Consider the following 21,355-nt stretch of genomic DNA (forward strand, 5'->3'; position numbering starts at 1 on the left):
CCCTTAATCGCGTTTCCAGTCGCCGAGGTCGGCGAACATGTTCTCGTTTTCCACGAAATCGAGGCGTTCATTCTCGGTTTCGCCGGTGTTGATGTCGCGCAACTCGATGCGGCCGTCGCCGAAACCCACAATCACCGTATCGCAGATATCCACGAAAAGCCCGTTTTCAACAACGCCGGGGATCTGATTGAGCACCAGCGACAATTGCCGCGGGTCGCCGATCCGGCCGAGATGCAGGTCGAGGATGTGGTTGCCCTCATCGGTAACATATGGCGCGTCGCCCGTCATCCGCAGCGTCGAATTGCGGCCCATCACATCCATCGACACCAGCATTTCCTCGATCAGCGCCTGGGTCGTCGGCCAGCCGAAGGGGATCACCTCGACCGGCAGCGGAAAGGCCCCCAGGTGCTCGACCCGCTTGGCGGCATCGGCGATCACCACCATCTGATCCGAGGCCGTGGCGACGATCTTTTCCTGCAACAGCGCGCCGCCGCCGCCCTTGATCAGGTTGAAGTTGCCGTCGAATTCATCGGCGCCATCGATGGTGACATCGAGCCAGCGCGCCTCGTCGAGACTGATGACGGTGATCCCCACCTCGCGCGCCAGCTCGGCGGTGCGGGTCGAGGTCGGCACACCGCGAAACCGCAGCCCCTCCTCGCGCACCCGTTCGCCCAGGCAGCGCACCAGCCAGGCGGCGGTGGAGCCGGTTCCCAGGCCGACACGCATGCCATCCTCGACGAGGTCGGATGCACGTTTGGCGGCCACGAACTTGGCCTTGTCAATTGGCGACAATTCTCCGGACATTGTGAGCGACTCCCTCAAGCTTCGCGGAGTTATAGGAAATCGCCGGTGGGGTTGCGAGACCGTTTCGGCACGCATTTTCCCGGATTCGCGCAGTTTTGCGTGATCTTCGGGGCGTTTGCGCCGCTCACACGGCCGCAAAGCCGCGCAAGACGTCGCTTTCCGCCCTTGGAATCTCTGATCCGGGCTGTACCACTCGTCCCGAACCCGCCAACCCGCGCAAGGGAGAGCTTTTGATGTTTCTGTCGGTTTTCGAGATGTTCAAGGTCGGCATCGGCCCGTCCTCGTCGCACACCATGGGCCCCATGGTCGCCGCCGCGCGTTTCCTCGAGACGATGCGCGGCTCTCCGTTTGAGTTCAAAGGCTTGCAGGCGAATCTCCACGGGTCTCTCGCCTTTACCGGCGTCGGTCATGCGACCGACCGCGCCACCATCCTCGGCCTGGCCGGCTTTACTCCTGAAAGCTATGATGCCGCCCGCGCAGAGGCCGAGTTTGCCCGTATCCAGAGTGAAAAAACCATTTGCCCGGAGGGGCTCGGAACGCTTTCTTTTGATCCCAAGAGCGATCTGGTGTTCGATTTCGGCCCCAATCTTCCCGGCCATGCCAACGGCATGGTCCTGCGCGCGCGCGATGCCCAGGGCGACGTGATCCTGTCGGAAACCTATTATTCCATTGGCGGCGGCTTTGTGGTGACCGAGGCCGAATTGGCCGAAGGCCGCGACAAGGACGATGGGCCGCCGGTGCCCTACCCCTTCAAGAGCGCCTCGGAAATGCTTGAAATGGCGGCGTCTTCCGGCAAGACCATCGCCGATATGAAACGCGCCAACGAGGTGTCGCGCGGCGGGCACGACCGGCTGGAAAAGGGCCTCGACCGGATTTGGCAGGTGATGAACGACTGCATCGATCGCGGCCTCGAAAGCGGCGGCACCCTGCCGGGCGGGCTCAACGTGCGGCGGCGGGCGCAGAATATCCACGAGGCGCTGCTGGCCGAGCGCGGCCGCAACCTCTCGGCGCCACATACGATCAACGACTGGATGAGCGCCTATGCCATGGCGGTCAACGAAGAGAATGCCGCCGGAAATCAGGTGGTTACCGCGCCCACCAATGGCGCAGCGGGGGTGGTGCCGGCGGTGATCCGTTACTGGCTCGACCATGTGCCGGGCGCCACGCGCGCAGGCGTGCCGGATTTCCTGCTCACCGCCTCGGCGATTGGCGGGCTGGTGAAATACAATGCCTCGATTTCCGGCGCCGAAGCCGGCTGCCAGGCCGAGGTCGGCTCGGCCGCCGCCATGGCCGCCGCCGGGCTTTGCGCGGCGATGAAGGGCACGCCGGAACAGATTGAGAATGCAGCGGAAATCGCGTTGGAGCATCATCTGGGAATGACCTGCGATCCGGTCAAGGGGCTGGTGCAGGTGCCCTGTATCGAGCGCAACGGGCTGGGTGCGATCAAGGCGGTCTCCGCCGCAAGTCTCGCGCTGCGCGGCGACGGAGACCATTTCGTGCCGCTCGATGCGGTGATCGAGACGATGCGCCAGACCGGGGCCGACATGCACGAAAAGTACAAGGAAACGTCGCTCGGCGGGCTGGCGGTCAACGTGCCAAACTGTTGATACAAAAGCAAAAGGCCGGAGCGCTTGCCCCGGCCTTTTGTACGATATCCGCGAGCCTTATCCGGCGGCGCGATCCTTGGGGCGGAAGCCGATGCTGTCCGAGGCGGCAAAGCGCCCGCCCTGCACCTTTTCGATCTTGCCATCCCGCAGAAGCTGGCCAAAGCTGCGCAGCCGGTCCTCGCGGCTGGTGTCGCCGGTGTCGACCTGGCGCACCTTGGTCATCAGCTGCGGGCGCGAGAACTCGTCGCGGCCCTCGACAAAGGACATATAGGCGGCGGCCGCTTCCAGCAGCTCGGGAAGACGGTTGGCGCCCACCTCTTCGGCAAAGCTGGCGAAACCGCCGGCGCTGTCGTCGTCATCGCGTTCCAGCGGCATCGACACACGGCGCGGACGCACGGTCTGGGCCACGGCGCCGGGTGCCGGCAGCTCGGTTTCCGGCAGGTCGACGCGCTGTTCGGCCACCAGCTTGAGCGGCGCGACGCGCGGCAGCTCGGGATCGGGCTCGGCCGAGGCGGTGCGGCGCGGGCGGACAGCGGCGGCAAGGTCGTCGCGATAGGCGCCACGCGGATCGCTTTCGTCATGACGGCTCTCGCTGCTGCGATCGGCGCGGGTGGCGGCGACGGCGGCGCGCAGATGCGCGATGGCATTGCGGCGCGAGCGGCCTTCGGGCTCTTGCAACTGCTCGTCGGTGGCCGCCAACAGGCGCGACACGTCGCCTTCTTCCCCGGCAAAATTCTCGCGGCGGTCGCGGCGCGACATGGCGCGCACCGCGCGCTGGGTGTCCTCGACCACGTCGGAGACCTCGAGCGCGCCGGCCCCGGCCGCAGGTGCCTCGGCCTCGGGCGTGCCGATTTCGGCCTCCACCTCGGCCAGCTCCCGCATCAGCTCGGCCTCGTCGTCCTGCGACAGGCTGCTCGGCGGCGTTTCAACGGCGCGGCGCTTGACCTTGACCACCCGGACCGGACGGCGCGGGGCCACACGACGCGGCGCGACCGGCGCGGGCTCGGCCTCGGATTTCGGCGCGGGCGCAGGCTCGGCTTCCGGCGCGGATTCGGGTTCGGCGGCGGCGGTAACCTCTGGTTCCGCCTCGGCTTCCGGCGCCGCGGCATCCCCGTCCATCTCTTCGGCCGGTTCGATTTCGGGTTTGGCGGGCACCAGGTCCGCAATGCCGTCAAGCGTGACTTCGGTCACCGCCACGTCCTGCATCTCGGGGGCGTCGGTCAGCCGGTCCTCGGCGTCGCCGGAGGCCAGGGTCGACATGACATTTCCGATCACCGGGTCGACCACGGTCTCGGGCGCGGCTTCGACGCTTTCGGTCCCGGGCCCGGCTTCGGTTTCGGGGGCCGCCGGCGCGGCCGCCGGAGAACTGGCAGAGACGACGGCGCGGATGCGGGCCAGCTTGTCGGCAATCGATTCCGGCATGCGATCGGGCTTGGCGGCGGCGACGGCGGAATCGTCGACTTCTTCGGTCTTCGGGGGCTCTGCTGGGACATCGCTGACCGCTTCCACCGTTTCCGGCGCGGCCTCTTGCACCGGGGCAGCCTCGGGCGTGATCGCTGTCTCGGCTTCCGGCTCGGCGTGAACCTCGAGCGCGGCGGACATAGTCTCGAGTTCGTCGTCGAGCCCGGCGTCGCTCACCGCTTCGGTCACGGCGGCGGGGGCCGGCTCCGACGGGGCGGCGGGCGCTGCGATTTCGGCTTTGGCGGCTGCGGGCTGTTCCGGCGCGGGTCTCTGTGGCGCGGCCTGCTGCGGCGCGGTTTCCGCCTCGGCGGCAGCGGCCAGCGAGGGGCGCAGCACGATGCCGTCATCCTCGAACCGGGCCTCGACGCGGCGCGAAATTTCCTTTTCCGCGATCCGGGCCAGCATTTCGGCGTCTGGCGTGGGCGGCTCCGCCCCGAAATACCGGTCATCCGACGCGAGGTCGCGGAAGTATTCTGCAATTGCCTTCATGGTCTCGAAGGATTCGTCGAACCCTTCCAACGTGCACGAGAATGTGCCGTAAGAGACGGTCAGGATTTTATTTGTCTGTACCATCGTGTGCTCGCCTTCCAAATACCTGCAAGCTCATGTTTATCATGATGGTCCCGGCCAAAGCGGCCCGAATCTGTGCAAGTGAGGGTATCATTTCGTGACCAGATTGTGACCTTTCTCCCGGAATACGGCTAAAAAGCCATGAATCACCCCATCATTACTGCCGAAGCGCCGATCCTGCTTGTCGGTGGCGGAGAGTTCCGCCACGCCGACCTGACGCTGGCGCAAACCTGGGCCGGACGCGCGGTGGCGGCCGACAGCGGGGCGCTGGTGCTGCTGCGCCACGGGGTGACCCCCGAGGCGGTGATCGGCGATTTCGATTCGCTTCCGGCCGAGACCCGCGCCGCGCTCTCGCCCGACACCCTGCATCACATCGCCGAACAGGACAGCACCGATTTCGACAAGTGCCTGCGCAATATCGAGGCGCCGCTGATCCTCGGGCTGGGGTTTCTGGGTGCGCGGGTGGATCATCAGCTCTCGGTCTTCAACCGGCTGGCGGCGCGGGCCGACCGGCCCTGCATCCTGATCGGACGCGAGGATGTGGTGTTTCACGCCCCGCCCCGGCTGGCGCTCGATCTGGCGGCCGGCACCCGGGTCTCGCTGTTTCCGTTGCGGCCGGTGACCGGCCAGAGCACCGGGCTGCGCTGGCCGATCCATGGCATAGATTTCACCCCCGGCGGCCGGGTCGGCACCTCGAACGAAGCGCTGGCCGACGAGGTCACGCTGGAAATGGACGGCCCCGGCATGCTGGTGATCCTGCCGCGGGACTGTCTTGACGCGGCGGTCAGGGCTGTTCTAGCGGCGGGGTCCGCGCCATCGACCGTTCGCGCATGACGATATAGAGACCGGCCGCCATGGTCACCGCGATGCCGAACAGCGCGAGGCCATTGGGCAGATCGGCAAAGATCAGCCAGCCGTAGAACATCGCCACCGGGATCTCGAGATATTGCATCGGCGCGACGGTGGCCGAGGGCGCGTACCGCAGGCTCCAGGTCATCAGCAGGTGCGCCACGGTGCCGGTGATGCCGACGGCGGCAAGCAGCAGGATCTCGGTCTGATCGAGCGCCACGTAATGCAGGCCGGCGCTTGCGCGTTCGGCCAGGACCGAGAGCGGGACAAGCACCAGCGAGGCCATGACGCCATTGATCGCCTGCATCGAGATCGGATCGGTCTCGCGCGCGATCTGGCGGGTGACCAGCATGAAAAAGGCAAAGATCACGGCGACGGCAAGCGGCAGCAGCGCCGGCCAGCCGACGTCGGCAAAGGTCGGCTGCACCACCATCAAGGTGCCGACAAATCCGACCGCACAGGCCCAGGCGCGCCGGGCGCCGATCTCTTCGCCCAGCACGTAATGGCCCAGAAGCAGCATCAGGAACGGCATGACATAGGCAATCGCCGTGGCCTCGGCCAACGGCAGATAGCGCAGCGCGGCAAAGACCGTCGCAATTCCGGCGATATGCAGGAAGGCCCGGAGCCAGGCCAGCCAGAACACCCGCCGCGACATGTACCACGACCGGCCGGTCATGCCGACCAGCACCGCCAGCACCACCGCCTGAATGACGAAGCGGATGGTGAGGATTTCCAGCAGCGGCACCGTCTCGCCCAGAAGCTTGACGATGGCATCGCCCAGCGGCGCCAGCAGGCAGAAGCCCAGCATCAGCAGTATGCCGAGAAAGGGGTTGTCCTGAGCCAGAATGTCGGGCGCGCGCGTCATGGTGGAACGCTAGACCAAAGGCTCGCGCAGCGCCAATGCTGACGCAAGGGAAATTTCGCGCCCCGCCCCGTCATCAGCCGCCGCCGCCCCGGGCCGAGGCCCGAGATCAGGTTTCGGGGTCGCCGTCGGCGTCGGGATCCTCCTGACCGACGCCGCGAAAGACAAAGCGGAACGGCAGCGCCCAGAGGACGCCGAGCAGGATATAGACCAGCAGTTCCACCAGGATCGACGGGCGGCTCAGCATGTTCACGATGCTGACCGCCGCGACGACATAGGCCGGCAGACCGACCAGCAGGATCACCAGCGACCAGCGCCGCCGGGCCTTGTAGCTCAATCCCTTGCCGAGACCCATGACGCCCTCAATCCGCGAAAGGATCGGTGACGAGGATGGTGTCCTCACGCTCCGGCGAAGTCGAGAGCAGCGCCACCGGACATTGGATCAACTCCTCGACCCGCCGCACGTATTTGATCGCATTGGCCGGCAGCTCGGCCCAGCTGCGCGCGCCCTCGGTGCTTTCCGTCCAGCCGGGCATTTCCTCATAGATCGGCGTGCACCGCGCCTGCTGGTCGGCGGCGGTGGGCAGATAGTCGAGCGTTTCGCCGTCAAGCTCGTAGCCGGTGCAGATCTTGAGCGTCTCGAAGCCGTCGAGCACGTCGAGCTTGGTCAGCGAGATGCCGGTGACGCCCGAGGTGGCGCAGGTCTGGCGCACCAGCGCGGCGTCGAACCAGCCGCAGCGGCGCTTGCGGCCGGTGGTGGTGCCGAATTCGTGGCCACGCTCGCCGAGGCGCTGGCCGTCGGCGTCATCCAGCTCGGTCGGGAACGGGCCTTCGCCGACGCGGGTGGTATAGGCCTTGACGATGCCCAGCACGTAATCGATCGATCCGGGGCCAATGCCCACGCCGGTGGCCGCCTGCCCGGCGATCACGTTCGACGAGGTGACAAAGGGATAGGTGCCGAAATCGATGTCGAGCAGCGCGCCCTGTGCGCCTTCGAAGAGGATGCGTTTGCCGGCCTTGCGCTTTTCATTCATCACCTTCCAGACCGGGGCGGCATATTCGAGGATCTTCGGCGCCACCTCTTGCAGCAGCGCGATCAACCCGTCGCGGTCGATCGCCTCGACCCCCAGCCCCTTGCGCAGCGGGTCGTGGTGCTGGAGCGCACGGTCGACGCGGGCCTCGAGCGTCGCCGGATCGGCCAGATCGGCGACCCGGATGGCGCGGCGGCCGACCTTGTCCTCGTAGCAGGGGCCGATGCCACGGCCGGTGGTGCCAATCTTGGTGCCCTTGGAGGCGGCCTCTTCGCGCGCCCGGTCAAGCTCGCCGTGGTACGGCAGGATCAGTGGCGTGTTCTCGGCGATCATCAGTGTTTCGGGGGTGATCTCCACGCCCTGGGCGCGGATCGTCTCGATCTCTTTCAGCAGGTTCCAGGGGTCGAGCACCACGCCGTTGCCGATCACCGACAGCTTGCCGCCGCGCACCACGCCCGAGGGCAGCGCATGCAGCTTGTAGACCTTGCCGTCGATGACGAGGGTGTGGCCCGCGTTGTGGCCGCCCTGAAAGCGCGCGATCACATCGGCGCGTTCACTGAGCCAGTCCACGATCTTGCCCTTACCTTCGTCGCCCCATTGTGCGCCGACCACGACAACATTGGCCATGTCACATCCTTCTCTATGGTGCCAAACCCGCGCCGATATAGCCGTTGCCGCGCGGGGGCGAAACCGCGAAATTGACCTCGCCGCCGGCGCGGGGCGGAATTTGCCGCGGCTGGACATGCGCCGGCAATCGGCTAGATGTGAAGCGCGTTTCGGAAGAACCGGAAACGCGTGTCACCAAAAGAGGCCGTCATGGGTTTTCTCGTTCGCTGGGTCTTTGCCTTCCTTCTGGTTGCCGCCACCTTCAATCCGACCGCCTTCAGCTATCTCGGCTGGGCGTTGCGCGCTTGGGACAGCCAGTTGCCGCTGGTCCTGCTGCTGGGGCTGCTGCTGCTGGTCGGCTGGATCGTCTACCTGCGCGCCACCCTGCGCTCGATCGGCGCCTTCGGCATGATGCTGATTGCCGCCATCGTCGCCGCCCTGCTCTGGGTGCTGCATGATTTCGGGGTGCTGACGCTGGACAACCAGGCGCTCAACACCTGGCTGGGGATCCTGGCGCTTTCGACGGTGCTGGGAATCGGGCTGAGCTGGTCGATCCTGCGGCGGCGGCTTTCCGGCCAGGCGGATGTGGATGACGTCGACGTCTGAATTCCCGGTTAGGGACTTTTGGCTGTCGGCGGGCTGTCGCGGGAATGGGGGGCTCTGCCCCCGGCCTGCGGCCTCCCCCGAGGGTATTTTCAGCAAGAGGAAGAGCGGTGCGGGGCGCTTTGTTCGCGCGCCGTGGTGTATGCGGCCGGGGGGCTGGGCGGGGTGAGCGCGTCTTTGGGGATTGGGCCGGGGGTGGTTTCCGGGCGGACGGCGGCGGGGCTGCGGACTGTTGCCGGGTTGCGGGTTGCGCGTGCGGATCTTTCCGCCTACATACCCCGGCAACACGATACCCGCGAGGCCCCATGGAAAACGTCGTCCTGATCATCCACCTGCTGTTGGCGCTGGCGCTGATTGGCGTTGTGCTCATGCAACGCTCGGAAGGCGGCGGCCTTGGCATGGGTGGCGGCGGCGGCGCCGTGGCGGGACGGTCGGCGGCAACCGCGCTGGGCAAGGTGACCTGGGTGCTGGCCGTGGCCTTTATCGTGACTTCGATCACCCTGACCATCATCGCCGCGCAGAACTCCGCCGGCAGCTCGGTCATCGACCGCCTGACCCCACCGGCCGCCAGCGAAGGCGACGGCCCTGCGACCCCCGCCCTGCCCGGCGACGAGCTTCTGCCGCCCGGCCAGGACGAGAACGCGCCGCTGGTGCCGCGGGCCGACTGACGGGCCTGACCGCGCCGGAATTTCGGGGCTCTACAATCCATTGAGATTTCGTGGCTGACCGCAACAGTATCTTGCGGTCGGCTTGTCAAATCCACGCGAATCCTGTAACGATGGACTCCCGTGGTACTGCGAAAATTTGGCCTCTGGCCGCGCGGTTCAAACGACGTTCGACTACGGGAGTTTCCTTCAGCATGGCGCGCTTTATCTTCATCACCGGCGGTGTTGTGTCTTCGCTTGGCAAGGGGCTGGCCTCGGCCGCGCTCGGCGCCCTGTTGCAGGCCCGCGGCTTCTCCGTCCGGCTGCGCAAGCTCGACCCCTATCTGAACGTCGATCCCGGCACCATGAGCCCCTTTGAACACGGCGAAGTCTTTGTCACCGACGATGGCGCCGAGACCGATCTCGACCTCGGGCACTACGAGCGGTTCACCGGGGTGGCGGCGCGCAAGACCGACTCGGTCTCTTCGGGGCGGATCTATTCCAATGTGCTGGAGAAGGAGCGCCGCGGCGATTACCTCGGCAAGACCATCCAGGTCATTCCGCACGTCACCAACGAGATCAAGGATTTCATCTCGATCGGCGAGGACGAGGTGGATTTCATGCTCTGCGAGATCGGCGGCACCGTCGGCGATATCGAGGGGCTGCCCTTCTTCGAGGCGATCCGCCAGTTTTCCCAAGACAAGCCGCGAGGGCAATGCATCTTCATGCATCTGACACTGCTGCCCTATATCGCCGCGTCGGGCGAGCTGAAGACCAAGCCGACGCAGCACTCGGTCAAGGAGCTGCGGTCGATCGGCATTGCCCCCGACATCCTGGTCTGCCGCTCCGAGGGGCCGATCCCGGCCAAGGAACGCGAGAAACTGGCGCTGTTCTGTAACGTGCGTCCCGAGGCGGTGATTGCCGCCCAGGATCTCTCGACGATCTATGACGCGCCGCTGACCTATCACCGCGAGGGGCTGGATCAGGCGGTGCTCGATGCCTTCCAGATCTCGCCCGCGCCCAAACCCGAGCTGAGCAAATGGGAAGACGTCAGCGACCGCATCCATCACGCCGAGGGCGAAGTGCGGGTTGCCATCGTCGGCAAATACACCCAGCTCGAGGATGCCTATAAATCCATCGCCGAGGCGCTGACCCATGGCGGCATTGCCAATCGGGTCAAGGTCAAGGTGGAATGGGTGGATGCCGAGCTCTTCGATCGCGAGGATCCGGCGGTACATCTGCAAGGCTATCACGCGATCCTGGTGCCCGGCGGCTTTGGCGAGCGCGGCACCGAAGGCAAGATCAAGGCGGCGCAATTCGCCCGCGAGCACAAGGTGCCCTATCTCGGCATCTGCCTCGGCATGCAGATGGCGGTGATCGAGGCGGCGCGCAATGTCGCCGGCGTCTCCGGCGCGGGCTCGGAGGAATTCGACCACGAGGCCGGCAAGAAACGCTTCGAGCCGGTGGTCTATCACCTCAAGGAGTGGGTTCAGGGCAATGCCAAGGTCTCGCGCTCGGCCGATGACGACAAGGGCGGCACCATGCGGCTGGGCGCCTATGACGCGGCGCTGGCCGAAGGGTCGAAGGTGGCGCAGGTCTATGGCTCCCAGGCGATCGACGAGCGGCACCGGCACCGCTACGAGGTCGACATCAAGTACAAGGACAAGCTCGAGGAACACGGGCTGGTGTTCTCCGGGATGAGCCCGGACGGGCGGCTGCCCGAGATCGTCGAATGGCAGGATCACCCCTGGTTCATCGGCGTGCAATTCCACCCGGAGCTGAAATCGAAACCCTTTGAGCCGCATCCGCTGTTCAAGGATTTCGTGCGGGCGGCGAAAGAGATCTCGCGACTGGTGTGAGGCGCGAGACGGTCCGCAGCACCGCGCCCCGGACCTGATCCGGGGCCGTCCGGTCGCCAGCCGCAGGCGAAAGGTCCCGGCGCTGAGGCCGGGACGGGAGGTTGGAGCGCGACGCGCCTAGAGCGAAATGCGGAACCGCGCGAAGCCACTGTCGGATTGGCCCGCCTCTTCGATCGTCACCCCCGGCACGCCGTCGGCATATTGCGCGCCCGCCGGGCCGGTCTCGAAGATCACCGTGGTGCCCTCCATCGGCGCGAAGGACCAGTTGCCATCGGCGCGGGGGCTGACGGTGCCCTTCTCGACTATATACCGCACAATCACGTCGCGGTTGGTGTCGGGCCCCTCGAAAACAGTGGTCTCGGGCGAGGCGCCGGGGAAGGAGCCGCCGCCGCCGGCACGGTAGTTGTTCGAGGCGATGATGAACTCCTGCGCCGGGTCGATCGGTTCGCCATTGTAGGCGAGGTTCACGATACGGCTGGCCTCGGGGTTGATCAACTCGCCCTTGGGCCCGAACTTCGACGGCTGGCTGAGGTCGATCTGGTAGGTCACCCCGTCCATCACGTCGAAATTGTAGCTCGGGAACTCCGGGTTCAAGAGCGTGGCATCCTCGGCCCCCGGTTCGATCTGGTTGAACATGCCGGCCGAGCGCTCGAGCCAGTCCTTGACCTCGGCCCCGGTCACCTTCACCGCGCGCACGGTATTGGGATAGAGATAGAGGTCGGAAACGTTCTTGATCGCCACGTCGCCCACGGCGACATCGGTGTAATACTCCGGCCCGCCCCGGCCACCGGCCTTGAAAGGTGCCGCGGCCGAGAGGATCGGCAGGCCCTCGTATTCGGTGCCCTGCATCATCTGCTCGATATACCAGGTCTGGGCGTTCGACACGATCTGCACCGAGGGGTCATCCGCCACCAGAGCGAAATAGCTGTGCAGCGGCGCATCGGTCTTGCCCACGGCGCGGCGCACATAGGCCAGAGTCTCCTGATGCTCCTGTTCGGCGGCGGCCAGCACCTTGTCGACGCTTTCGACCGTCGGAGTGATCGAACGGTCCTCGCCCCGGGTGTAGATCGGCCGCGCCTCGGCGGTGTGCGAGAGCACCCGCCAGCCGCTGCCGTCGCGCTCGATCATCAGGTCGATCAGCCCCATGTGCGAGCCCCAGAACCCGCCCATCACGGCCGGCTTGCCCATGATCGTGCCCTGTTCGACATCGAGACCGGCGAATTCGGCATAGGTCGAAGACGGGAAGACCAGGTGGCTGTGGCCGGTGAGGATGGCGTCGATGCCGTCGACCGCGGCCAGCGGTACTGACGCATTTTCCATGCCGTCGGTATGATCCGCCCCGCCGATGCCGGAATGCGACAGCGCCACAACCAGATCGCAGCCGGCCTCGCGCATCTGCGGCACATAGGCCCGGGCGGTTTCGACGATGTCGCGGGCCATGACGTTGCCTTCGAGGTGGCGACGGTCCCAGTTCATCACCTGCGGCGGGACAAAGCCGATCAGCCCGAGCTTGATCTGATGGCTTTCGCCGGCGCCGTCGGTGACGCTGTGATCGAGGATGACATAGGGCGGCAGCAGGGTCTCATCCTCGGTCGGGCTGGCGCCCAGAGACTTGGCGATATTGGCGCAGACCACCGGGAACTTGGCCCCGGCGAGGGATTTCTCGAGGAAGGACAGCCCGTAGTTGAATTCGTGATTGCCCAGCGTCGAGGCATCGAACCCCAGCGCATTCATTGCGGCGATCACCGGATGCATGTCGCCCTCTTTCATGCCGCGCTCATAGGCGATGTAATCGCCCATCGGGTTGCCTTGCAGGAAATCGCCATTGTCGATCAACAGCGCATTGGTCGCCTCGGCGCGAACATCGTCGATCAATGCGGCGGTGCGGGCCAGGCCGACCGTATCGATCGGACGGTCGGCGTAATAATCATAGGGAAAGACGTGCACATGCAGGTCTGTGGTTTCCATGATGCGCAGATGTGCCTGATTGGCGGCAGCGCGGAGAGAGAACGGGTGCAGCGCGACGAATCCGGCTGTGCCAGCCAAAAAGCCGCGGCGGGACAAGGACATAGACATGAGAACTCCCCAATTTTCGGTTATTTTGACACACAGGTGCCGTGTGAATGCTACACCTCCGGATCGATTCCGCGAAGGAAAGCTGTCGGTTGACGTGGCGACTTGCGGCGCGCCGGAGGCGCGGCTAGCCTCGCCGCCATGAACGCCCGTTTTGCCTGCACCTGCGGTGCCACTGAATGGCACGTCAGCGCGCCCCGGCGGGGGACGCGACTGATCTGTTATTGCGCCGACTGCCAGAGCTTTCCGCGCCACCTCGGCGCCGATATCCTGAACGAGGCCGGCGGCACCGATCTGCTTCAGGTGGCGCCATCACAGGTGACGTTCACGCGCGGGATCGGCAATCTCGGCCTGCTCCGGCTCTCGCCACAGGGGTTGTCGCGCTGGCACACCACCTGTTGCGGCACGCCGGTGGCCAATACGCTGAAATCGGCCAAACTGCCCTTTGTCTCGCTGAGTTGCGCGGCGCACCAGGGCGAGGACAAGCTGCTGGGGCCGGTGCGGGCCCATGCCAACACCGTCTGGGCCAGCGGGCCCGGCGCACCGCGCAAGGACCGGGGGCTGGGCCGGATGGTGCTGGCCTTTGGCCAGCGGCTCCTGGCCGAACGGCTGTCGGGACGCTGGCAACAGACGCCGTTCTTTGCGCCGCCCGACTGGGCGCCGGTGGCGGAACCGCAGATCCTGAGCAAGCAGGCGCGTCTCAGGGCGCGCGCCTGAGCGGCACGCCGGGCCACGGCGCGGCGCTTCCGTCTTGGCCCGCGCCCCCGCCAAGGCGCCGGCCATCCGACGACCCCTCGGCCGAAGTGCTTGGCCCTCCCCTGGCTTGCGCCTATATCTCCCCCATGTTCGCAGATTTCCTCAGACGGCTGACCCAGCCAGAGCCCGCCCAGTTGCCCGACCAAGACGCCCGCCTCGCGCTGACTGCGCTTCTGGTGCGGGTGGCGCGGTCGGACGAAACCTATGACGATGACGAACGCACCCTGATCGACAAGATTGCCGCCAGCCGTTTCGGCCTCTCGCCCTTCGAGGCCAGCGCCCTGCGGCGCGAAGCCGAACAGCTCGAATCCGAGGCCCCCGACACCGTGCGCTTTACCCGCGCGATCAAGGATGCGGTGCCTTTCGAGGCCCGCCTCGGGGTGATCGAGGCGCTCTGGCAGGTGGTGCTGGCCGATGGCACCCGCGACGAGGCCGAAGATGCGCTGTTGCGCATGGTGGCGCCGATGCTGGGCATCAGCGATGTCGACAGCGCCATGGCCCGCCAGCGCGTCACACGGGAGTGACGCGGGGGGCAAGGGCCCTCCGATTTGGCCTGCCGTGACGGCAAGTCCGGCGGAATCCGGGCATTTCCGCCGTTTTGCAAGTTGCAAGGCCGCAAAATTACTGCCCTATTACAGGGAACCTTCACACACAGAAAAGCGTCACGTGCCAGACCAGCCCCCCGTCATCGAGATCCGCGACCTTCACAAGAGCTACGGCCAGCTCGAAGTGCTCAAGGGCGTATCGATCACGGCGCACCGGGGCGAGGTGATCTCGCTGATCGGCTCGTCCGGTTCGGGCAAATCGACGCTTTTGCGCTGCGCCAACCTGCTCGAAGACAGCCAGCAGGGCGAGATCCTGTTCAAGGGCGAGCCGGTGAGCTGGAAAGGCAGCGGGCTGGCGCGCCGGCCGGCCGATGCCAAACAGGTGCTGCGCATCCGCACCAACCTGTCGATGGTGTTCCAGCAGTTCAATCTCTGGGCCCATATGACCATCCTGCAAAACGTGATGGAAGCACCGGTCACCGTGCTGGGCCGCGACCGGGCCGACGTCGAGGAACGGGCGCGCCACTACCTCGACAAGGTCGGCATCGGCGACAAATGCGCGGCCTATCCGGCACAGCTTTCCGGCGGCCAGCAGCAGCGCGCGGCGATTGCCCGCGGGCTCTGCATGGAGCCCGAGGCGCTGCTCTTCGACGAGCCGACCTCGGCCTTGGACCCGGAGCTCGAGCAGGAGGTCGTGCGGGTGATCAAGGATCTGGCCACCGAAGGCCGGACCATGCTGATCGTGACCCATGACATGAAGATGGCCCATGACGTGAGCGACCACGTGGTTTTTCTTCACCAGGGTCTGATCGAAGAAGAAGGTGCGCCCGGACCGCTGTTCGACGCGCCCAAATCCGAGCGGCTGCGGGGCTTTCTGTCCTCGACCAAAGCCGCCTGAACCACCAACCAAGGGAGCAACAGACATGAAACTTTTCCTGACCGGCACCGCCGTTCTGGCCCTGACCGCCAGCCTCGCCATGGCCGCAAGCCATTCCGAGACCGTGCGGCTCGGCACCGAAGGCGCCTATCCTCCGTTCAACTTCCTCAATGATGCCGGCGAGGTCGACGGCTTCGAACGCGAGGTCGGTGACGAACTCTGCGCCCGCGCCGAGCTGACCTGTGAATGGGTCACCAACGAATGGGATTCGATCATCCCGAACCTGGTCTCGGGCAACTACGATGCCATCATCGCCGGCATGTCGATCACCGACGAGCGCGAGGAAGTCATCGACTTCACCCAGAACTACACCCAGCCCGACCCCTCGTCCTATCTCGGCATGGCCGGCACCGAGATCGATCCGGCCGGCGCGGTGATCGCGGCGCAGGCCGGCACCATCCAGGCGGCGCATATCGCCGAGATCGGCGCCACCCTGCTGGAGTTCGCCAACCCCGAAGAAACCATCGGCGCGGTGCGCGATGGCGAGGCGGATGCGGTTCTGGCCGACAAATCCTTCCTGACGCCTTATGCCGAGGAAAGCGCCGAGCTTGATTTCGTGGCCGAGGATATCCTGCTGGGCGGCGGCATCGGCATGGGCTTCCGCGAGAGCGACGCCGAGCTGCGCGCCAAGTTCGATGCGGCGATCCAGTCGATGAAGGAAGATGGCTCGCTCAATGCCCTGATCGAGAAATGGGACGTCGGCGAAACCTTCTGATCCCGCGGGCGGGCTGACACCCGCCTCCGGCCCTGAAACGCAGGGTGGGCCTGCCGGCCCGCCCGCTCCGCAGGAGAGCTGCCATTTTCAGCTATTGCGCAGAACCCGAGCTGCTCGAAGGCGCCCGCTGGCTGGCGTGCTATCTGACGACCGGCAAGCACATGGCCTTCTATGCCTCTTTCGGCACGGTGCTGCTCTTGCTGGCGATCACCGCGCCGGTGGCGCTGGCCTTCGGATTTCTCGGCGCCATGTCGGCGCGCAGCCACATCTTTCCGATCAACTGGCTGGGCCGGACCTATATCGCCATCGTCCGTGGCGTGCCCGACATCGCGTTCTTCCTGTTCTTTGTCATCGCGCTCGACCAGGGATTCGAATGGCTGCGCCACCAGGCGCTCTGCCCGGGCTGGGATCAGCCGATCCGGCAGGGCAATGATTTCGTGGTCTGCGACGCCGCCAAGCTGCCGCTGGGCACCGCGCCGCAATGGGTGCATGAGACCTATGGGTTCCTGCTGGCGGTGCTGACCTTTGCCATTGTCTTTGGCGCCTTTGCCGCCAATGTGCTGTTTGGCGCCATGCGCGCCGTGCCCCGGGCCCAGATCGAGACGGCGGAGGCCTATGGCATGTCGCGCCGGCAGAGCTTCTGGCGCATTCTGGTGCCGCAGATGTGGGTCTATGCCCTGCCTGGCCTGTCGAACCTCTGGATGGTTTTGATCAAGGCAACACCGCTGCTGTTCCTGCTCGGTGTCGAGGATATCGTCTATTGGGCGCGCGAGCTGGGCGGCACCAAGACCCCGCGCTTCACCGATTACCCGCATGGCGACTGGCGGATGTGGTATTTCCTGGCGCTGCTGGTGTTCTACCTGGGGTTCACCAAGGTGTCGGAGGTGGTGCTGGGCCGGGTGATGCAACGTCTGACCTTCGGGCAGGCGACAGCCGGCGGCGAAGCGCAGCGGAAGGCGGCGGCATGAGGTTGGGTGGCGGTACTCTGGGGGCTCTGCCCCCGTCGCCTTTGGCGACTCCCCCGAGAGTATTTTGTGCAAGAGGAAGCTGCCGGGGGGGCGCGGAATGAGTTGTTGGGAGACTTTTGCCGATTATGCCCTGCGTTCTGTCGGTGTGGGGGAGCGGTTGTTGCCGCGGTCGGATTTTACCCTCTGCCAGCAGTTCGTGCTGATCGGCTCGGGAATGATCTGGAACGTCTATTTCGGGGTGCTGGCGCTTTTTGCCGGCTTCTTCCTGGCGACGGCGGTGGCGCTGGGCAAGGCGGCGCAAAGCCCTTGGCTGCGCAAGCCGGCGGAATGGTTCATCTTCCTGTTTCGCGGCTCGCCATTGTTTATCCAGTTCTTTTTTGCCTATTTCCTGTTCCTGTCGCTGAAACAGGTGGCGCCCGTCTTCACGCCGCTGACCTCGGCCTGGGCCGGGGCGCTTGTGGTGCTGTTTCTCAACACCGCCGCCTATTCCGGCGAGATCTTCTATGGCGCGCTTTTGTCGGTGCCCAAGGGCGATACCGAGGCGGCCGACGCCTATGGCTTTTCCGGCTGGGTGCGGTTTCGGCGCATTGTCTGGCCGACCATGCTGCGGCTGGCCTGGCCGGCCTATACCAACGAGGCGATCTTTCTGTTTCACGCCACCACGCTGGTCTATTTCTCGGGCTTTCCGGCGTTTCAGCAACGCGGCGACGCGCTGTATTATGCCAATTACTTTGCCGACAAGACCTTCAACCCCTTTGTCCCCTACCCGATCCTGGCGGGCTATTTCATCCTGCTGACGCTCTTGCTGATCGCGCTCTTCGGGCTGATCAACCGGCGGCTCAACCGGCATCTGCCGCAGGCGCGGCGGGCCAAGATGAAGCTGCGGCTGAACCTCATTCGCTGACCCGTCCCGGACCCCCGATCCGGGACGTCCCCTGGCCATCGGCGCGGCCCCGGATCAGGTCCGGGGCGCGGCAATCGGGTTTTCATTTCCCGCTTGCCAAACCCCGGCGGGGGTCGTTATCCATAATTTGATCAAATTATTCACCCAAGGTGCCCCATGTCCGGCAATGCAATGAAATCCTGGCTGCGCAAGAATCCGCAGGTGCGCACGATCCGTGTCGCCGCCGCCGACCTCAACGGTCAGCCGCGCGGCAAGCGGGTGCCGGTGCGTTTCGCCGACAAGGTGGTCGAGAGCGGCACCCGCTTTCCGGTTTCGGTGCTCAATCTCGACATCTGGGGCGAGGATATCGACGACAGCCCGCTGGTGTTCGAGAGCGGCGACCGCGACGGCGTGCTCCTGCCCACCGAACGCGGCTTTCTGCCGATGCCCTGGCTCGAGGCGCCGACCGCCCTCCTGCCGATCTGGATGTTCCGCGAGGATGGCCGCCCCTACGAGGGCGATCCGCGCCATGCGCTGCGCGCCGTTCTGGACCGCTACAAGGCCAAGGGGCTGACGCCGGTGGTGGCGGTGGAGCTGGAATTCTACCTGATCGACGACAGCGGCCGGTCGTTGCAGGTGCCGGTGAGCGAGCGCTCGGGCAAGCGGCGCAAGGCGGCCGAGACCATGTCGATCCGCGCGCTCGACAGTTTCGACCAGTTCTTCACCGATCTCTACGATGCCTGCGAAGAGATGGACATCCCCGCCGATACCGCGATCTCCGAGGCCGGGCTGGGGCAGTTCGAGATCAACCTGATGCATTCAGAGGATGCGCTGCGGGCGGCCGACGATGCCTGGCTGTTCAAATGGCTGGTCAAGGGGCTGGCGCGGCGGCACGGCTTTGCCGCCTCCTTCATGGCCAAACCCTATGACGATTATGCCGGCTCGGGGCTGCACACGCATTTCTCTGTGCTCGACGAGAACGGCGACAACATCTTCGACGACGGCGGCGAAACCGGCACCGAGGTGCTGCGCCATGCGATTGGCGGCTGTCTCGATGCAATGGCCGATTCGGCGCTGATCTTTGCGCCGCATCACAATTCCTATGATCGGCTGGTGCCAGAGGCGCATGCGCCCACCGGCATCTGCTGGGCCTATGAGAACCGCACCGCGGCGGTACGGGTGCCGTCGGGCGATGCCCGGGCGCGACGGATCGAACATCGGGTGGCGGGCGGCGACGTGAACCCCTATCTGATGCTGGCGGTGATTCTCGGGGCGGCGATGAACGGCATGGAGGATGCGATCGAGCCGCCGGCGCCGATCACCGGAAACGCCTATGCGCTGGATCTGCCGCGGATTCCGGTCACCTGGGTGGGCGCGATGGACGCCTTCGAAGGCAGCGATCACATCCGCCGCATCTTTGCCCCGGAGATGATCCGCAATTTCCTCCTGACCAAACGGCAGGAGGCCCATTATATGGAAGAACTGACTGAAACGGAGCGTGTCGAGATCTATCTCGACACGGTCTAGAACAAATGGGTGAACCATGAAGATCGGCATCCTCACCACCGGGCACAGGCCCGAGGCGCTGCCAGACCACAAGACCTATTCCGGCATGTTCCGCGATCTGCTGGACGGCCAGGGCTTTGACTTCGACAATTACGACGTGGTGGATGGCCAGTTTCCCGCCAGCGTCGAGGACGCCGATGGCTGGCTGATCACCGGATCGAAACACGGAGCTTATGACGACCTGCCCTGGATCGCGCCGCTCGAGACGCTGATCCGCGCGGCCTATGCGGCCGATATCCCGATGGTGGGGATCTGCTTTGGCCACCAGATCATGGCCCAGGCGCTTGGCGGGCGGGTCGAGAAATTCTCGGGTGGCTGGTCGGTGGGCCGGGTGGATTATGAATTCGACGGCGAGACCCTGCCGCTTTACGCCTGGCATCAGGATCAGGTGACCGTGCGCCCGCAGGAGTCCCGGGTGATCGCCCGCACCGATTTCTGCGAGAACGCCGGGCTGGTCTATGGCCGCAAGATGTTCTCGGTGCAGCCGCATCCCGAGTTTGACGCCGGCTTTCTCACCGGGCTGATGGAGGCGCGCGGCGGGGCGATCCCGCCGGAGATGCTGGCCGAGGCGCGTGCCACGGTCGACAAGCCGGTGGCCAATGCCACGCTGGGCCGGATGATCGGCCAGTTCTTTCGCGACAGGAGCCTTGCATGACCGACTGGATCGCCCAGACCCCGCAGGCCGCGCAGGCCTATCTCGAGGGGCGCCGGCTCGACGAGGTGGAATGCGTGATCCCCGACCTGCCGGGCATTGCCCGCGGCAAGGCGGTCCCGGCGTCGAAATTCGCCCGGCAGTCGTTCTTCTTCCTGCCGGATTCGATCTTCTATCAGACCATCACCGGTGGCTGGGGCGAGGCCGCCGGCGCCGATGGCTTTATCGAGCGCGACATGATCCTCAAGCCCGACATGTCGACCGCCACTGCCGCGCCCTGGACCGGCGACTGGACCTTGCAGGTGATCCACGACGCCTTTGACCGCGAGGGCGTGCCGATCCCGGCGAGCCCGCGCAACGTGCTGAAACGGGTGGTCGACCTCTACCACCAGCGCGGCTGGAAGCCGGTGGTGGCGCCGGAGATGGAATTCTACCTGGTGGCCCGCAATATCGACCCGGCCAAGAGCATCGAGCCGATGATGGGCCGCTCGGGCCGGCCGGCCGCGGCGCGTCAGGCCTATTCGATGACGGCGGTGGATGAATTCGGCCCGGTGATCGACGACATCTACGATTTTGCCGAGGCCCAGGGCTTCGAAATCGACGGCATCACCCAGGAGGGCGGCGCCGGCCAGCTCGAGATCAACCTGCGGCATGGCAATCCGGTGAAACTGGCCGACGAGGTGTTCTATTTCAAGCGGCTGATCCGCGAGGCGGCGCTGCGCCACGACTGCTTTGCCACCTTCATGGCCAAGCCGATCGCCGATGAGCCGGGCTCGGCCATGCACATCCATCATTCGGTGCTCGACCTGGAGACCCGCCGCAACATGTTCGCCGGGCCGCAGGGCGGCGAGACAGATGCCTTTGCGCATTTCATCGGCGGTTTGCAGCGGTATCTGCCAAGCGCCATCGCGGTGATGGCGCCATATGTGAACTCCTATCGCCGCTACGTGCGCGACCATGCCGCCCCGATCAACCTGGAATGGGCGCGCGACAACCGAACCACCGGCATCCGCATCCCGATCTCGGATCCGGAGGCCAGGCGCGTGGAGAACCGCATCGGCGGCATGGATTGCAACCCCTACCTCGGGATCGCAGCGTCGCTGGCCTGTGGCTATCTCGGTCTGGTCAACAAGGTGACGCCAGCCGGGCAGTTTTCGGGGGATGCCTATGAGGGCGAGCCGGACATCCCGCAGGTGCTGGGATCGGCGCTGGATCTGTTTGACGCGGCGACCGAGCTGCACGAGGTGCTGGGGCCGGAGTTCGCCCGGGTCTATGGCATCGTCAAACGCACGGAATACGAGGAGTTTCTTCAGGTGATCTCGCCCTGGGAGCGGGAACACCTGTTGCTGAACGTGTGAGGATCG

At 65.6% G+C, this 21,355-nt stretch carries 20 protein-coding genes; 14 read left to right on the plus strand and 6 right to left on the minus strand.

The features are described 5' to 3' along the window. Positions 1-3: 3 nt before the first annotated feature. Positions 4-804, minus strand: coding sequence for a ribose-5-phosphate isomerase RpiA (gene rpiA / locus BMW90_RS20200; protein WP_074838549.1), 801 nt, complete (start codon positions 802-804; stop codon positions 4-6). Positions 805-1,037: 233 nt separating this feature from the next. Here rpiA and BMW90_RS20205 point away from each other — a divergent pair, with 233 nt between their 5' ends. Beyond that, complete coding sequence (locus BMW90_RS20205) at positions 1,038-2,411, plus strand: L-serine ammonia-lyase (protein ID WP_074838552.1); 1,374 nt, start codon at positions 1,038-1,040, stop codon at positions 2,409-2,411. 57 nt (positions 2,412-2,468) lie between these two features. On the opposite strand, the gene BMW90_RS20210 is transcribed toward BMW90_RS20205, so the two are convergent. Beyond that, on the minus strand, positions 2,469-4,445 hold the full coding sequence (locus tag BMW90_RS20210) for a hypothetical protein (RefSeq protein ID WP_074838642.1): 1,977 nt from the start codon (positions 4,443-4,445) through the stop codon (positions 2,469-2,471). Between the two features lie 138 nt (positions 4,446-4,583). On the opposite strand from BMW90_RS20210, the gene BMW90_RS20215 reads away from it, so the two are divergent. Beyond that, complete coding sequence (locus BMW90_RS20215; protein ID WP_074838555.1) at positions 4,584-5,276, plus strand: thiamine diphosphokinase; 693 nt, start codon at positions 4,584-4,586, stop codon at positions 5,274-5,276. On the opposite strand, the gene BMW90_RS20220 is transcribed toward BMW90_RS20215, so the two are convergent. The 3 genes from BMW90_RS20220 to BMW90_RS20230 form a co-directional block, all read right to left on the minus strand. After that, positions 5,227-6,156 carry a DMT family transporter gene (locus tag BMW90_RS20220; protein WP_074838557.1) on the minus strand — a complete coding sequence of 310 codons (930 nt, stop codon included), beginning with the start codon at positions 6,154-6,156 and terminating at the stop codon, positions 5,227-5,229. The two genes, BMW90_RS20215 and BMW90_RS20220, sit on opposite strands and share 50 nt — an antisense overlap. Positions 6,157-6,262: 106 nt before the next feature. After that, positions 6,263-6,508: a DUF2842 domain-containing protein gene (locus tag BMW90_RS20225; protein ID WP_074838560.1), complete on the minus strand. Its 246-nt coding sequence runs from the start codon at positions 6,506-6,508 to the stop codon at positions 6,263-6,265. Between the two features lie 7 nt (positions 6,509-6,515). After that, positions 6,516-7,811: an adenylosuccinate synthase gene (locus BMW90_RS20230; RefSeq protein ID WP_074838562.1), complete on the minus strand. Its 1,296-nt coding sequence runs from the start codon at positions 7,809-7,811 to the stop codon at positions 6,516-6,518. A 189-nt stretch (positions 7,812-8,000) separates the two neighbouring features. Between BMW90_RS20230 and BMW90_RS20235 the strand changes: the two genes are divergently transcribed. The 3 genes from BMW90_RS20235 to BMW90_RS20245 all read left to right on the plus strand — a co-directional run bounded on the left by BMW90_RS20235 (position 8,001) and on the right by BMW90_RS20245 (position 10,896). Further along, positions 8,001-8,396, plus strand: a complete 396-nt coding sequence (locus BMW90_RS20235) for a DUF6524 family protein (protein ID WP_074838565.1) — start codon at positions 8,001-8,003, stop codon at positions 8,394-8,396. 302 nt (positions 8,397-8,698) lie between these two features. Next, positions 8,699-9,061 carry a preprotein translocase subunit SecG gene (secG, locus tag BMW90_RS20240; protein ID WP_048532164.1) on the plus strand — a complete coding sequence of 121 codons (363 nt, stop codon included), beginning with the start codon at positions 8,699-8,701 and terminating at the stop codon, positions 9,059-9,061. A gap of 191 nt (positions 9,062-9,252) precedes the next feature. Beyond that, positions 9,253-10,896, plus strand: a complete 1,644-nt coding sequence (locus BMW90_RS20245) for a CTP synthase (protein ID WP_074838568.1) — start codon at positions 9,253-9,255, stop codon at positions 10,894-10,896. A 117-nt stretch (positions 10,897-11,013) separates the two neighbouring features. Here the strand turns inward: BMW90_RS20245 and BMW90_RS20250 are convergent, their stop codons facing one another. Then, positions 11,014-12,972, minus strand: coding sequence for a bifunctional 2',3'-cyclic-nucleotide 2'-phosphodiesterase/3'-nucleotidase (locus BMW90_RS20250; protein WP_074838570.1), 1,959 nt, complete (start codon positions 12,970-12,972; stop codon positions 11,014-11,016). A 138-nt stretch (positions 12,973-13,110) separates the two neighbouring features. Here BMW90_RS20250 and BMW90_RS20255 point away from each other — a divergent pair, with 138 nt between their 5' ends. From BMW90_RS20255 to BMW90_RS20295, 9 genes are all read left to right on the plus strand, one after another. Beyond that, positions 13,111-13,686: a DUF6151 family protein gene (locus BMW90_RS20255; RefSeq protein WP_048532167.1), complete on the plus strand. Its 576-nt coding sequence runs from the start codon at positions 13,111-13,113 to the stop codon at positions 13,684-13,686. A gap of 125 nt (positions 13,687-13,811) precedes the next feature. Beyond that, positions 13,812-14,249 carry a tellurite resistance TerB family protein gene (locus BMW90_RS20260; protein ID WP_048532168.1) on the plus strand — a complete coding sequence of 146 codons (438 nt, stop codon included), beginning with the start codon at positions 13,812-13,814 and terminating at the stop codon, positions 14,247-14,249. Between the two features lie 142 nt (positions 14,250-14,391). Next, a complete protein-coding gene (locus tag BMW90_RS20265) occupies positions 14,392-15,168 on the plus strand; it encodes an ABC transporter ATP-binding protein (protein WP_048532169.1) in 777 nt (258 codons plus the stop codon). A gap of 25 nt (positions 15,169-15,193) precedes the next feature. Further along, positions 15,194-15,922 carry a transporter substrate-binding domain-containing protein gene (locus BMW90_RS20270; protein WP_074838574.1) on the plus strand — a complete coding sequence of 243 codons (729 nt, stop codon included), beginning with the start codon at positions 15,194-15,196 and terminating at the stop codon, positions 15,920-15,922. 161 nt (positions 15,923-16,083) lie between these two features. After that, positions 16,084-16,890, plus strand: coding sequence for an ABC transporter permease (locus tag BMW90_RS20275; protein ID WP_407657405.1), 807 nt, complete (start codon positions 16,084-16,086; stop codon positions 16,888-16,890). A 97-nt stretch (positions 16,891-16,987) separates the two neighbouring features. Further along, entirely contained in the window at positions 16,988-17,794 is an 807-nt protein-coding gene (locus BMW90_RS20280; RefSeq protein WP_048532171.1) for an ABC transporter permease, read from the plus strand. Between the two features lie 171 nt (positions 17,795-17,965). Further along, the gene (locus BMW90_RS20285) at positions 17,966-19,300 is read left to right on the plus strand and encodes a glutamine synthetase family protein (RefSeq protein ID WP_048533843.1); all 1,335 of its coding nucleotides are present in this window, start codon (positions 17,966-17,968) and stop codon (positions 19,298-19,300) included. Between the two features lie 16 nt (positions 19,301-19,316). Continuing rightward, positions 19,317-19,994, plus strand: coding sequence for a type 1 glutamine amidotransferase (locus BMW90_RS20290; RefSeq protein WP_074838577.1), 678 nt, complete (start codon positions 19,317-19,319; stop codon positions 19,992-19,994). After that, positions 19,991-21,349: a glutamine synthetase family protein gene (locus BMW90_RS20295; RefSeq protein ID WP_048532173.1), complete on the plus strand. Its 1,359-nt coding sequence runs from the start codon at positions 19,991-19,993 to the stop codon at positions 21,347-21,349. Before BMW90_RS20290 ends, BMW90_RS20295 begins: the two co-directional genes overlap by 4 nt. Positions 21,350-21,355 lie beyond the last annotated feature (6 nt).

It is taken from the genome of Marinovum algicola (assembly GCF_900109145.1).
Taxonomy (GTDB): Bacteria; Pseudomonadota; Alphaproteobacteria; order Rhodobacterales; family Rhodobacteraceae; genus Marinovum; species Marinovum algicola.